General features: G+C 67.8%; 12 protein-coding genes. 4 read left to right on the top strand and 8 right to left on the bottom strand.

All coding sequences use genetic code 11. The features are described 5' to 3' along the window. Positions 1–17: 17 nt before the first annotated feature. On the bottom strand, positions 18–1,043 hold the full coding sequence (locus H284_RS0105670) for a sugar-binding transcriptional regulator (protein ID WP_018189987.1): 1,026 nt from the start codon (positions 1,041–1,043) through the stop codon (positions 18–20). Positions 1,044–1,189: 146 nt separating this feature from the next. Between H284_RS0105670 and H284_RS0105665 the strand changes: the two genes are divergently transcribed. From H284_RS0105665 to H284_RS0105650, 4 genes are all read left to right on the top strand, one after another. Next, positions 1,190–2,929 carry a glycerol-3-phosphate dehydrogenase/oxidase gene (locus tag H284_RS0105665; protein WP_020075464.1) on the top strand — a complete coding sequence of 580 codons (1,740 nt, stop codon included), beginning with the start codon at positions 1,190–1,192 and terminating at the stop codon, positions 2,927–2,929. A 180-nt stretch (positions 2,930–3,109) separates the two neighbouring features. Further along, the gene (locus tag H284_RS0105660; protein ID WP_020075463.1) at positions 3,110–3,838 is read left to right on the top strand and encodes an MIP/aquaporin family protein; all 729 of its coding nucleotides are present in this window, start codon (positions 3,110–3,112) and stop codon (positions 3,836–3,838) included. Positions 3,839–3,910: 72 nt separating this feature from the next. Continuing rightward, positions 3,911–5,431, top strand: coding sequence for a glycerol kinase GlpK (gene glpK, locus H284_RS0105655; protein ID WP_018189990.1), 1,521 nt, complete (start codon positions 3,911–3,913; stop codon positions 5,429–5,431). A 208-nt stretch (positions 5,432–5,639) separates the two neighbouring features. Next, a complete protein-coding gene (locus H284_RS0105650; RefSeq protein ID WP_029042833.1) occupies positions 5,640–6,371 on the top strand; it encodes a hypothetical protein in 732 nt (243 codons plus the stop codon). A 130-nt stretch (positions 6,372–6,501) separates the two neighbouring features. On the opposite strand, the gene H284_RS0105645 is transcribed toward H284_RS0105650, so the two are convergent. The 7 genes from H284_RS0105645 to sdhA form a co-directional block, all read right to left on the bottom strand. Continuing rightward, a complete protein-coding gene (locus H284_RS0105645) occupies positions 6,502–7,233 on the bottom strand; it encodes an HAD family hydrolase (RefSeq protein ID WP_020075461.1) in 732 nt (243 codons plus the stop codon). Further along, positions 7,230–7,823, bottom strand: a complete 594-nt coding sequence (locus H284_RS0105640) for a GNAT family N-acetyltransferase (protein ID WP_020075460.1) — start codon at positions 7,821–7,823, stop codon at positions 7,230–7,232. Before H284_RS0105640 ends, H284_RS0105645 begins: the two co-directional genes overlap by 4 nt. Continuing rightward, entirely contained in the window at positions 7,823–8,833 is a 1,011-nt protein-coding gene (gene trpS / locus H284_RS0105635; RefSeq protein ID WP_020075459.1) for a tryptophan--tRNA ligase, read from the bottom strand. The genes H284_RS0105640 and trpS overlap by 1 nt, the downstream gene beginning before the upstream one ends. 45 nt (positions 8,834–8,878) lie before the next feature. Next, on the bottom strand, positions 8,879–9,715 hold the full coding sequence (locus tag H284_RS0105630; RefSeq protein ID WP_029042832.1) for an exodeoxyribonuclease III: 837 nt from the start codon (positions 9,713–9,715) through the stop codon (positions 8,879–8,881). Positions 9,716–9,748: 33 nt separating this feature from the next. Further along, the gene (locus tag H284_RS0105625) at positions 9,749–10,975 is read right to left on the bottom strand and encodes a YihY/virulence factor BrkB family protein (RefSeq protein WP_020075457.1); all 1,227 of its coding nucleotides are present in this window, start codon (positions 10,973–10,975) and stop codon (positions 9,749–9,751) included. Between the two features lie 93 nt (positions 10,976–11,068). Continuing rightward, on the bottom strand, positions 11,069–11,830 hold the full coding sequence (locus H284_RS0105620) for a succinate dehydrogenase iron-sulfur subunit (RefSeq protein WP_020075456.1): 762 nt from the start codon (positions 11,828–11,830) through the stop codon (positions 11,069–11,071). Beyond that, entirely contained in the window at positions 11,830–13,632 is a 1,803-nt protein-coding gene (gene sdhA, locus H284_RS0105615) for a succinate dehydrogenase flavoprotein subunit (protein WP_020075455.1), read from the bottom strand. The genes H284_RS0105620 and sdhA overlap by 1 nt, the downstream gene beginning before the upstream one ends. Positions 13,633–13,651: the final 19 nt, after the last annotated feature.

Here is a 13,651-nt window from a genome sequence, read left to right as displayed (position 1 = left end):
GTGGGTGCGACGCCGCGTTACGCGGCGGCGACGGCGGTCGGCTCGCCCGCCGGCTCCACCTGCGCGGGCTGCGTCAGCTGCACGAGCGCCCGTGCCGTCCCCTCGTCGACGATCAGGTCGGTGATGAGTCCGGCGGCGAGGGCGCCACGGAGGCTGTGCACCTTGGACGGGCCGGAGACGATGCAGACCCGGCGCGGCACGCGCTTGATCAGGTCGATGTCCGGGCCGCTCGCCCGTTCGTTCAGCGGGATGCCGTGGTGGCTGCCGTCCTCGCGGAAGAAGACGGTCGCGACGTCGCCGACCACACCGGACTCGTCGAGCGACGCGTAGTCGGCCTGGTCGAGGTAGCCGCCGGCATAGACGTGCGAGCGGACCTCCGAGAACGGGGATCCGAGACCGAAGAGGGCGACATCCATGCGCTCCTGGATGTCGAGGATGCGCCGGGTGCTGCGCTCGCGCCACATGGCGGTCTTGGTCTGCGGGTCGTCGAAGAGGGCGGGCACCGGGAACTCCTGGATGGTGCCCGAATACGTGTCGCCGAACCGGCGCAGGATCTCGGACGCATACAGCACACCGGTCGTGTAGGTGTTGCCGGCGCCGTTGAGCTGCACGAACTCGACGTTGTGCAGCTCCTTCGGGATGAGGTGCCTGCTCAGAGCGCTCATGGTCGAGCCCCACGCGACCCCCACGGTCTGGTTGGAGTCGATGAACCTGTCGAGAATTCGTGCAGCGGAGATGGCGACGCGCTCCAGGCGGTCGACGTCGCTGATGGCGCTCGGCATGGGGACGATGTGCGCCGCGATGCCGAAGCGGTCGTGGATCGTCTGCTGGATGCGGCTCGCACCTTCGTGCGGCTCGGCGATCTGGATGGTGACGAGTCCGGACGAGCGGGCGTAGCTGAGCAGCCGGGAAACGCTGGAGCGCGAGGTGTGCATCTCGTGCGCGATCGCTTCCATCGTGAGGTCCTGCATGTAGTACAGGTGGCCCGCCTTGAGGGCGTCGCGGACCTTGTCGGGCAGGTGCTCGGTGTCGGGCTGGGGCATTCGGGGCCTCTTTCTCCTCCGGCACGTTCTCTTCAAGCGGATCGGGGGGTGTGCACGTATGTGCATCCGGCTTGATCGAAGTTGTGCCGCCACGAAAACTATAGCTGCAGCACCACCCCAGAAGAGAAGCGATACAGGAGAAGACCGTGACGACGAAGTCGACCACACGCACCGAGGTCCAGCGCCTCCGCGAACGCCCCCGAGCACAGGTGCTCGTCGTCGGCGGCGGCATCAACGGACTCGGCACCTTCCGCGACCTCGCCCTGCAGGGCGTCGACGTGATCCTCGTCGAGCGCAACGACTTCGTCTCCGGCGCATCGGCGGCCTCCAGCCACATGATCCACGGCGGCATCCGCTACCTCGAGAACGGGGAGTTCCGCCTCGTCAAGGAGTCGGTGACGGAGCGCAACGGCCTGCTGAAGATCGCGCCGCACTACGTGAAGCCGCTCGAGACCACCATCCCGATCTTCTCCACCTTCTCCGGCATCCTCGCGGCCCCGCTCCGCTTCCTCACCCACAAGCAGGGCAAGCCGAAGGAGCGCGGCGCGTTCCTGATCAAGACCGGCCTGACGATCTACGACTCCTTCTCGCGCGACGGCGGCTCGGTGCCGCGGCACACGTTCCACGGCCGCAAGAAGTCGCTGGAGACCCTGCCGGCGCTCAACCCGGACCTCAAGTACACGGCCACGTACTTCGACGCATCCGTGCACGACCCGGAGCGTCTCGCCCTCGACGTCCTGGCCGACGGCCTCGCCGCCGGTCCGCACGCCCGCGCCGTCAACTACGTCGAAGCGATCGGCGCGCGCGACGGCGGTGTGCTGGTGCGCGACCGCGAGACGGGTGAGGAGTTCACCATCACGGCGGACGTCGTCGTCAACGCCTCCGGCCCGTGGACCGATCTGACGAACGAGGCGCTCGGACAGGAGACGCGCTACATGGGCGGCACTAAGGGGTCGCACATCGTGCTCGACAACCCCGAGTTGCTGGAGGCCTGCCAGGGCCGCGAGATGTTCTTCGAGAACAACGACGGCCGCATCGTCCTCATCTACCCGCTCAAGGGCCGGGTCATGGTCGGTACGACCGACATCGACGCCGACATGTCCGAGCGCGCGGTCATCACCGAGGACGAGATCGACTACTTCATCGAACTGGTCTCGCACGTTTTCCCACGAATCCCGGTCACCCGCGAGCAGATCGTCTACACGTTCTCCGGCGTCCGGCCGCTGCCGCACCACGACGACACGGCTCCCGGCTTCGTGTCGCGCGACTACCGGATCGTGCCGGGCACCGTCGCAGGCCTCGGCGACACGACGGTGCTCAGCCTGGTCGGCGGCAAGTGGACGACGTTCCGCGCGCTCAGCGAGCACCTCGCCAACGAGACGCTGAAGGCGCTCGGCGCGACCCGCACCGTCCAGACCCTCGGACTGCCGATCGGCGGCGGCGCCGGCTTCCCGACCACTCCGCAGGCGGAGCGCGACTGGATCGCCCGCTACGGCGCGGATGTCGGCGACGAGCGGGCCGCGACGCTGCTGCACCGCTACGGCACCAAGGCCACCTATGTCCTCGATGCGATCGCCGGCTGGGACGGGGAGGACGCCCCGCTCGCCGCAGCCCCGTCGTACTCCCGCGCGGAGATCGACCATGTCGTCCGGAGCGAGCACGTCGTGCACCTCGACGACGTGTTCCTGCGACGGACGAGCCTGGCGTTCACCGGTGCGGTGAACCTCGAGCTGGTGCACGAGATCGGCGAAATCACGGCAAACGCGCTCGGATGGTCGCCAAATCGACGCGCGGAGGAGGAAGATTCGTTCGTAGCGGACCTCGCCGACGCCCACCGGGTGCAGTTGAAGTCGGGGGACGGGAGCGAAGCCGCGGCGCTTCGATAATGCACGAACGTGCATGACACGGTTCTTGTCACGGTGGGCGTGACCGCAATAGCGTTCAAATGCCCACCCTGACAAGAGCCACACCAGAACGCACAACAGGGTGCGGGTCAACTGAACAACTGGAAGGTCAACGTGGACAATATCGGTGTAGATTTCCTGTCCGAGCTGGTGGGCACAGCAATGCTGGTCCTGCTCGGTACCGGTGTCGTGGCGAACGTCGCCCTCATCAAGAACAAGGGCTTCAACGGCGGGTTCCTGATGGTCAACTTCGGTTGGGGCATCGCGGTGTTCTCGGGTGTGGTCGTGGCTTACAACTCGGGAGCGCACCTCAACCCGGCTGTGACCCTCGGTCTCGTCGCCAACGGCGCCAAGACGTTCGGCTCCGCGGCGGCGCACACCCTGGTGCCGGTCAACTTCATCACGGTGCTGCTGTACATCCTGGCTCAGCTGATCGGCGCGATCATCGGCGCCGTGCTGACGTTCCTGGCGTACAAGCGGCACTTCGACGAGGAGCCGGACCCGGCGAACAAGCTCGGCGTCTTCTCGACCGGCCCGGCCATCCGCAGCTACGGCTGGAACCTGGTCACCGAGATCATCGGCACGTTCGTGCTGGTCTTCGTGGTGATCGCGTTCGGCCACCAGCCCGGCCAGGCGGCCGGCCTCGCCGCCCTCGGCGCTCTCCCCGTCGCCCTCCTCGTGATCGGCATCGGTGCGAGCCTCGGTGGTCCGACCGGGTATGCCATCAACCCTGCTCGTGACCTCGGTCCTCGCATCGCTCACGCGATCCTCCCGATCAAGGGCAAGGGCTCGAGCGACTGGGCCTACTCGTGGGTGCCCATCGTCGGCCCGATCATCGGCGGTCTGATCGCCGGATGGCTCGCGCTGGTGCTCCTCCCGCTCATCAAGTGACATCGGGGGCCGGCCGGGAGCGATCCCGCCGGCCCCTCTCCGTTCCACCCCCAAAGAACAAAGGAGTTACCTATGGCCGACTACGTCGTCGCCATCGATCAGGGCACGACCAGCACCCGGGCGATCATCTTCGACAAGTCCGGGTCGATCGTCTCGACCGGACAGCTGGAGCACGAGCAGATCTTCCCGAAGGCCGGATGGGTCGAGCACAACCCGGTCGAGATCTGGAACAACACCCGCGAGGTCATCGGCCAGGCGCTCTCCAAGGCCGACCTGACCCGCCACGACATCGCGGCGGTCGGCATCACCAACCAGCGCGAGACCGCGGTGGTGTGGGACAAGAACACCGGCGAGCCGGTCTACAACGCCATCGTCTGGCAGGACACCCGCACGCAGCCGATCGTCGACCGCCTGGCGGCCGATGGCGGCACGGAGCGCTTCAAGCAGATCGTCGGCCTCCCGCTGGCGACCTACTTCTCCGGCACGAAGATCGTGTGGATCCTGGAGAACGTCGAGGGCGCCCGCGAGCGCGCCGAGGCGGGCGACCTGCTGTTCGGCACGACCGACACCTGGGTGCTCTGGAACCTCACCGGCGGCCCGGACGGCGGTGTGCACGCCACCGACGTGACCAACGCCTCCCGCACGCTGTTCATGGACCTCGAGACGCTGAGCTGGCGCGACGACATCCTCGAGGTGTTCGGGGTGCCGAAGTCGATGCTCCCCGCGATCAAGAGCTCGTCCGAGGTCTACGGTCAGGTCGAGGCGTCCAGCCTCCTCCGCGAGGTGCCCGTCGCCGGCATCCTCGGCGACCAGCAGGCCGCGACCTTCGGCCAGGCCGCGTTCGACACCGGCGAGTCCAAGAACACGTACGGCACCGGCAACTTCCTCATCTTCAACACCGGTGAGGAGATCGTCCACTCGAAGAACGGTCTGCTGACGACCCTCGGCTACAAGCTCGGGGACGCGGCGCCGCACTACGCGCTGGAGGGTTCGATCGCTGTCACCGGCTCGCTGGTGCAGTGGCTGCGCGACAACCTCGGGATCATCTCGAGCGCGCCGGAGATCGAGGAGCTCGCCAAGACGGTCGACGACAACGGCGGTGCGTACTTCGTGCCGGCGTTCTCGGGCCTGTTCGCTCCGTACTGGCGGGCGGATGCGCGCGGTGCGCTCGTCGGACTCACCCGTTACGTGAACAAGGGCCACATCGCCCGCGCGGTGCTGGAGGCCACGGCCTTCCAGACCCGCGAGGTGCTGGACGCCGTCAACGCGGACTCGGGCGTCGACCTCACGGAGCTCAAGGTCGACGGCGGCATGATCGCCAACAACCTGCTCATGCAGTTCCAGGCCGACATCCTCGGCGTCCCGGTGATCCGTCCGGTCGTCGCGGAGACGACCGCCCTCGGTGCCGCGTACGCCGCGGGGCTCGCGGTCGGGTTCTGGTCGGACCTCGACGACCTGCGCAAGAACTGGCAGGAGGACAGCCGCTGGACCCCGAACATGGATGCGGAGGAGCGCGACCGTCAGATCCGTCTCTGGAAGAAGGCCGTCACGAAGACCTTCGACTGGGTCGACGACGACGTTCGCAACGCCTGAGCCGTCCACTCCACGAAGCGCCGTCCGGCATCCGCCGGGCGGCGCTTCGCCGTTCAGGCGCCGAGCTTGTTGCCACGACACGCCGTCCGGGCGCTCTCGCCGACGGCGTGTCGCGTCAGCCCGCTGGCGCACGCACGTCAATTGCGGGCCAGCGGCGCCACGTCGGAGGCCGGTCCTATTCTGTTCGGAGCTGAAAGGATTGGGGACGATGAACGACCTATGGTCAACGTGGGGCTTCGTGGTAATTCTCGTCGCCCTTGCCACGCCGCTCATCGTGGTGGCTAGAAGACGGTATCTCCATTATTCACAAACGGTACTTTCGGAAGATGTGCTCGATGAGATGGCCGATTATCTGATCGGGAGTCTGCGCGGCTATTGCGGTGGTCCGGACCGTCCAATGACGCTTCCGCCTGCGCTCTGGCTCTCGTTCGGCTGGACGCATGCTGAAATCCTTCGTGTAATCGAGTATGCGGTAGCGCACGGATGGCTGACCGTGCCGAACTTCACAGTCATCACGGACGGTGTCATCTGGAACTCTCTGCCGCGGACCGCGGCGCTGACCCCCGATTCCTATGAACGCTGGTCTCCGCGCGAACCCGAGGAGCCGAGGTCAATCACCTTCAACGGGCTGACCCACCTCGGCGACGGCGACCTTGTGAACAACGGGAAGATCACATTCGAGTGGACCGTCATTGAACGGGACGTGAGCAAACTCGCTCTCAGCTTGCATCGTGAGTCATTGCGTCACGAAGGCGAACTCGCGCAGCACCTGGAAGAGGCTGCTGAGACGCTGTCGAGAGCAGTAGAGGAGCAGAACCTACAGGATCCGTGGGTGAGACGAACCGTGAGGTGGGTCGCCGACCTGGCGAACGGTACCACGGCGAACCTCATCAGTGCAGGGCTCGTTGCAGCGGCAACGGCGCTGCTCGGAAAACTCTAGAGCGCCCCTGCGAGCGTGTGTCCTTGGGGCAATCGCGGAGAACGTGTTCAAGAATCCCTGTCACCAGTGTGGGTCGAAAACCTGAAGTCACGCATAATCGCTCCGCCATTCATCGCACGTAGCTCCTCGTTCAGGCCAGGAGGGGAGCGAGCTCGGCGAGGGATGTGATGGTCCGGACGCCGGCGGTGGCCGCGTCGAGTTCGTCCTCGGGGGAGGGGACGGCATTCCGCCGGTTGAGCCACACCCCGGTGAGGCCGGCCCGTGCGCTCCCGATCGCGTCCGTGCGGAGCCGGTCACCCACGTAGGCGGCCTGATCCGGTCGCACGCTGAAGGCGTCACACGCCGCGTGGAAGATCGCCGCGTCGGGCTTGGCCACGCCGACCTCGCCGGAGGCGATCAGATGCTCCATGCGGGCGTCGAGACCGACCGCTTCCACCTTCCGGCCCTGGAAGGCCAGGTCGCCGTTCGTGATGAGGCCGAAGCGGACACCGGGGAGGGCGGCTTCCAGTGCATCCAGGGCAGGGAGGGCGTCGTCGTGCAGCGACCAGGCGGCCACGTAGTGCTCGAAGTAGTCGGCGAACCAGGCGCTCGCCTGGGCGTCGTCCAGCTCGACGCCGTGGCGGGCCGCGAAGTCGCGGGCGCGCGCCTGCCGCTGCCCCTCGAAGTCCAGGTCACCCGCGAGGTACGAGTGGTAGTGCTCCTCCTCGAGGTCGTGCCAGAGAGTCACGACCTCGTCTGCCTCGGCCGTGCCGTAGGGCGGCCCGAGCGTCTCGGCATACCGCAGGATGCCCGCCTCGACGGCCGCCCGGTGCGCGAACAGGGTGTCGTCGAGGTCGAACAGGACGACGCGGATGTCGCTCACGCCGGAGCCTGGACGAACGAGACACCGGGCCAGTCGCCCGCGGGCCGTCCGGAGTCCTGCGGCAGGAGGGTGCCACGCCACTCGTCGAACCGCTCGCCCCGCTGCTCGGCGCCGCCCGGCACGATGCCGTCCCAGCGGAAGCCGGCACGGCGGGCGACGGCCGCGCTGGCGGCGTTCCCGGCGAGGGCACGCCACACCAGCTTGCGCAGCGCCAAGCCGCCCGGAGCCGGAGCGAACCCGTAGTCGACGACCAGTGCTGTGGCCTCGGACATGATGCCCTTCCCGCGGGCCTCCGGCGCCATCCAGTAGCCGATCTCGCCCTGGTGCTCGCGGATGTCGCCGATGCTGATCATGCCGAGCAGCACGCCATCGACGCGGACCGCCCACGTGCAGACCCGGCCGCTCGCCCAGCCGTCGGGGACGACACTCGTCACGAATCCCACGGCGTTCTCGCGCGTGTACGGCGACGGCACGGTCGTCCAGCGGGCGATGGCCGGGTCGGCGCAGACCTCGGCGATCCGGTCGACATCCGCGTGCCCGGGCGTCGAGAGCGTCACCCGCGCGCCCGTCAGGACGACCGGCGCCGGCATCAGCGGGCTCGCCGGAGGAAGCCGATGCGGTCGTACGCCTTCTCGAGGGTGCCCTCAGCGACCTCGCTTGCGCGCTGGGCGTTGACCGCGAGGATGCGGTCGAGCTCGGCGGGGTCGGCGAGAAGGTCGAGCGCGCGCTGGCGGATGGGAGCGAACTCCTCGACCACCACCTCCACGAGGCCCTTCTTGAAGTCGCCGTAGCCCTTGCCCTCGTACTCCAGCTCGATGGACTCGATCGAGCGGCCGCTGAGCGCCGAGAAGATCGAGAGCAGGTTGGAGATGCCCGGCTTGCCCTCGCGGTCGAACGACACGACGCCGTCGGTGTCGGTGACCGCGCGCATGATCTTCTTGCGCGTCACATCCGGTTCGTCGAGCATCCAGATGATGCCAGCGCCCGACTCGGCGGACTTCGACATCTTCGACTCCGGGTTCTGGAGGTCGTAGATGCGGGCGCTGTCCTTCAGGATCATCGCCTGCGGCACGACGAACGTCTGGCCGAAGCGGCTGTTGAAGCGCTCGGCCAGGTCGCGCGTCAGCTCGACATGCTGGCGCTGGTCGTCGCCCACGGGCACGATCTCGGTGTCGTAGAGCAGGATGTCCGCAGCCATCAGCACCGGGTACGCGAAGAGCCCGACCGAGGTCGCCTCGGCGCCCTGCTTCTGCGACTTGTCCTTGAACTGCGTCATCCGCGACGCCTCGCCGAAGCCGGTGATGGTGTTCAACACCCAGGCCAGCTGCGCGTGCGCGGGCACGTGGGACTGCACATAGAGGGTGGAGGCGGACGGGTCGATCCCGGCAGCGATGTACTGCGCCGCCGTGCGGCGCGTCTTCTCACGCAGTTCGGCGGGATCCTGCGCCACCGTGATGGCGTGCAGGTCGACGACGGAGAAGAACGCGTCGTGCGTGCTCTGCAGCTCTTTCCACTGCAGGAGTGCGCCGATGTAATTGCCGAGGTGCAGCGAGTCGGCCGACGGCTGCATGCCGGAGTAGAGGCGGGGGAGGGTTGTCATGGTTCTGCTTTCGAAATCTGGAGGGGATGCGGAGGCTTCGGGCCGTCAGAGCGCGTAGTCGACGACCACAGGCGTGTGGTCCGACCATCGCTCGTCGTAGGCGGCCGCACGGTCGACCGACCAGCCCGTGACCCGCTCCGCGAGTGCGGGGGTCGCCAGCTGGTAGTCGATGCGCCATCCGGTGTCGTTGTCGAACGCCTTGCCGCGCCACGACCACCACGTGTACGGCCCCTCGACCTCGCCCGCGTGCTTGCGGACGACGTCGACCCAGCCGAGCCCGGCGCCGGCGTTGTAGGCCGGGTCTCTTTCGGCGCCGAGGATGCGGTCGAAGTACTCCCGCTCCTCCGGCAGGAAGCCGGCGCGCTTGACGTTGCCCTTCCAGTTGCGGATGTCGAGCGTGCGGTGGCCGACGTTGAGGTCGCCCATCACCACCGCGAGCTCGTTGTGCTTCTGCAACTCGGGAAGCCGCGCCTCCATCGCGTCGAGGAAGCGGTATTTCTCGGTCTGCTTCTCCGTGCCGGCCTCGCCCGAGTGGACGTACGCGCTGACGACGGTGATCACCGTGCCGCCGACCTCGTAGTCGGCCTCCAGCCAGCGGCCCGCGCTGTCGAACTCGCTCGGGCCGAGCTCCACGCGGTGGATGGATGCACGGTGCCTGCTCGCGATCGCCACTCCCGCACGGCCCTTGGCCGTGGCCGGGTCGTGGACGATGTCCCACTCGTCGCCGAGGAGCCCCTGAAGGTCTTCGGACGAGGCCCGGACCTCCTGGATGGCGAGGATGTCGACGTCGCGCCCGTCGAGCCAGGCGCCCATGCCCTTGCGGAAGGCGGCGCGGATGCCGTTGGCGTTGATCGTGGCGATGCGCAAGCGACTCGAGGGCATGGTTCCAGCCTACCGGGGGCGGCCGACACCGGTTCAGGCGACCGGTTCTCCGTCGAGGAGGTCGTTCAGCCGCTGCTCCGCCCGGGCGACGCGGCGCTGCGCGGGCAGCCGGGAGAACCACCTCGCCGTCGCCAGATCGTCCTGTGCCTGCGCCAGTTCCGATCGAGCGACCAGCACACGCGCCTCGTGCTCGGCCGCGGCGCGCTCCGCGGCCGCCTCCTCCGGCGTGACGGCGCGCGGCGAGAGGCCGCGGTCGGCCATTCCGATGGCGATCCACGACGCCGACAGCAGGATGACGCGCGAGATGAGGTTGAACCACAGCAGGAGACCGATGAAGACGGCGAAGGTCGCCAGGAGCGGGTTCTTGTAGGCGGCCCCGAGAAGCAGACCACCGAGGGCGCTCAGCCCGGCGAGCACGAGCGCGCCCAGCAGCGCGCCGAAGAACAGGTTGCGCCACGGGATCGCCACCCGGGACATGATGCGGAACATCGCCCCCAGCGTGACGATGTTGAGCGCGACTGACACGACGAGACCCGAGAGACGCGTCGCAGCGTTGGTCCAGAACGAGTCCGACAGGCCCGTCAGATCCAGGAGGAGCGTCAGCGCCTGCGTGCTGACGATCGTGAGCAGCGCCGACAGCACGAACAGCACGCCGAAGATGAGCGCGAGTCCGAGGTCGCGCACCTTCTGGAGCACATAGCTGGTGGTGTCGCGGCTGAGGCGGAACACCGCCCGGACCGCCTGCCGCGTGTAGTAGAGCCAGCCGATCGCGGTCCAGATCAGGCCGATGGCGGCGATGACCCCCATCCAGCCGAAGGAGGAGGCGTTGCGCAGCTGCTCCTGCGGGATCACCCCGACGGTGGCGCTCGTCTCGATCAGGCCGGGCACCGCCCGGTTGATCAGGGCCACGAGAGCGTCGAAGACCGCCTCGTTGCCGGAGAGCCAGTAGCTCGCGACGGAGAATCCCACCCACACCGCGGCGAACACCGCGAAGAGGGACTGGTACCCCATTCCGGCCGCGCGCAGGTTGCCGTCCGAATACGAGTAGTTGATGTAGACGCGATACGGCCGCAGAGCCTTGACCCACTTCGCCCAGACCGAGACGCGCGCCACCGGGCGCTCGAACCGGCGCACCAGGGGGTCGGCACGCTCCACCAGGCGCTCCCTCAGAGACTCGTCCACGTGCGGCTCCACGTTGCCCGCGGCGCGCTGGAGGTCCGGGTCCGGCGGGGAGGGCTCGCCTCGGGACTTCTTGGCCACGCCGTCAGGATAGCGAGCGGGCGTACCGCTCGGAGATGCACGACGGCCCGCTCCGATGCGGAGCGGGCCGTCGTGGACGTGTTCGCGGCTCGATCAGGCCTTGCCGCGCATGATCGCCTGCTTCACCTCGGCGATCGCCTGCGTGACCTGGATGCCGCGCGGGCAGGCGTCGGTGCAGTTGAAGGTCGTGCGGCAGCGCCACACGCCCTCCTTGTCGTTGAGGATGTCGAGGCGCACCTGGGAGTTGTCGTCGCGCGAGTCGAAGATGAAACGGTGCGCGTTGACGATCGCGGCCGGGCCGAAGTACTGGCCGTCCGTCCAGAACACCGGGCAGGACGACGTGCACGCGGCGCAGAGGATGCACTTGGTGGTGTCGTCGAAGCGGGCCCGGTCGGCGACCGACTGGATGCGCTCCTTGCCCTTCTCCGGCTTCGAGTTCGCGACGAGGAACGGCTGCACCTCGCGGTACGACTCGAAGAAGGGCTCCATGTCGACGATGAGGTCCTTCTCGAGCGGCAGGCCCTTGATCGCCTCGACGTAGATCGGCTTCGAGATGTCGAGGTCCTTGATCAGCGTCTTGCAGGCGAGGCGGTTGCGGCCGTTGATGCGCATGGCGTCCGATCCGCAGATACCGTGCGCGCACGAGCGGCGGAAGGTCAGCGAGCCGTCCTGCTCCCACTTGATCTTGTGGAGGGCGTCCAGGATGCGGTCGGTCGGGTACAGCTCGACGTCGAAGTCCTGCCAGCGCGGCTCCGTGTCCACATCCGGGTCGAAGCGGCGGATGATGAGCGTGACGGTGAACGACTCGACCGGGGCCTCGGGGGCGGGGGGAGTCTCGAGCACGGCGTTCGACATCAGTACTTCCTCTCCATCGGCTGGTAGCGGGTCACGACGACGGGCTTCCAGTCGAGCGTGATGTGGTCTGCCGCGTCCGACGAGTGCGGGTCGCCGGTGAGGTAGGCCATCGTGTGCTTCATGTAGTTCTCGTCGTCGCGCTTCGGGAAGTCGTCGCGCATGTGGCCTCCGCGCGACTCCTTGCGGTTGCGCGCGGAGTAGACGACGACCTCGGCGAGGTCGAGCAGGAAGCCGAGCTCGACGGCCTCCAGCAGGTCGGTGTTGTAGCGCTTGCCCTTGTCCTGCACCTGCACGTTGCGGTACCGGTCGCGCAGCTCGTGGATGGTCTGCGTGACCTGGGAGAGCGACTCGTCGGTGCGGAACACCTGGGCGTTCCGGTCCATCTCGTCCTGCAGCTCCTTGCGGATGGCGGCGATGCGCTCGGTGCCCGTGGAGGTGCGCAGTTCGTCGATCATGCGGCGGACGGCTCCGGCCGGGTCCTCCGGCAGCGGGACGGCCTCGGCGGTCTTGATGTACTCCACCGCGTTGTTGCCGGCGCGCTTGCCGAAGACGTTGATGTCGAGCAGCGAGTTGGTGCCGAGACGGTTCGAGCCGTGCACAGACACGCAGGCGCACTCGCCCGCGGCGTAGAGGCCGGGGACGACAGTGGTGTTGTCGCGCAGCACCTCGGCGGCCGTGTTCGTCGGGATGCCGCCCATCGCGTAGTGCGCGGTCGGCATGACCGGGACGGGCTCGACCACGGGGTCGACGCCGAGGTAGGTGCGCGCGAACTCGGTGATGTCGGGGAGCTTCGTCTCCAGCACCTCGGCGCCCAGGTGCGTGCAGTCGAGCAGCACGTAGTCCTTGTGCGGGCCGGCGCCGCGTCCTTCCGCGACCTCCTGCACCATGCAGCGGGCGACGATGTCGCGCGGTGCGAGGTCTTTGATCGTGGGGGCGTAGCGCTCCATGAACCGCTCGCCGGACGCGTTGCGGAGGATGGCGCCCTCGCCTCGGGCGCCCTCGGTGAGGAGGATGCCGAGGCCGGCGAGGCCGGTCGGGTGGAACTGGAAGAACTCCATGTCCTCCAGCGGCAGGCCCTTGCGCCAGATGATGCCGACGCCGTCACCGGTGAGGGTGTGGGCGTTGGAGGTGGTCTTGAAGATCTTGCCGAAGCCGCCGGTGGCGAAGATGATCGCCTTCGAGTGGAAGACGTGCAGCTCGCCGGTCGACAGTTCGTAAGCAACGACGCCGGCCGGCTGGGGGACCCCGTCGACCTCGTTCATGATCACGTCGAGCACGTAGAACTCGTTGAAGAAGTTGATGCCGAGCTTGACGCAGTTCTGGAACAGCGTCTGCAGGATCATGTGGCCGGTGCGGTCCGCGGCGTAGCACGCCCGGCGGACCGGAGCCTTGCCGTGATCGCGGGTGTGGCCGCCGAAGCGGCGCTGGTCGATCTTGCCCTCGGGCGTGCGGTTGAACGGCAGGCCCATGTTCTCGAGGTCGATGACCGCGTCGATGGCCTCCTTGGCGAGGATCTCCGCCGCATCCTGGTCGACGAGGTAGTCGCCGCCCTTGACGGTGTCGAAGGTGTGCCACTCCCAGCTGTCCTCCTCGACGTTCGCGAGGGCGGCGGCCATGCCGCCCTGCGCCGCACCCGTGTGGGAGCGCGTCGGGTAGAGCTTCGAGATGACGGCGGTGCGGGCGTGGGGCCCTGCTTCGATCGCCGCGCGCATGCCGGCGCCGCCGGCTCCGACGATGACGATGTCGAACTCGTGGTAGTGGACGCCGTCGATGACGGTGGATTCAGTAGCTTCTGTTGTCACAGGTCTTCCGTTGTCGAAG

The sequence above is a fragment of the Cryocola sp. 340MFSha3.1 genome, from assembly GCF_000383315.1.
Classification (GTDB): Bacteria; Actinomycetota; Actinomycetes; order Actinomycetales; family Microbacteriaceae; genus Leifsonia.
The sequence above is the reverse complement of the archived record's forward strand: the minus strand, read 5'-3'. Positions and strand labels throughout refer to the sequence as shown.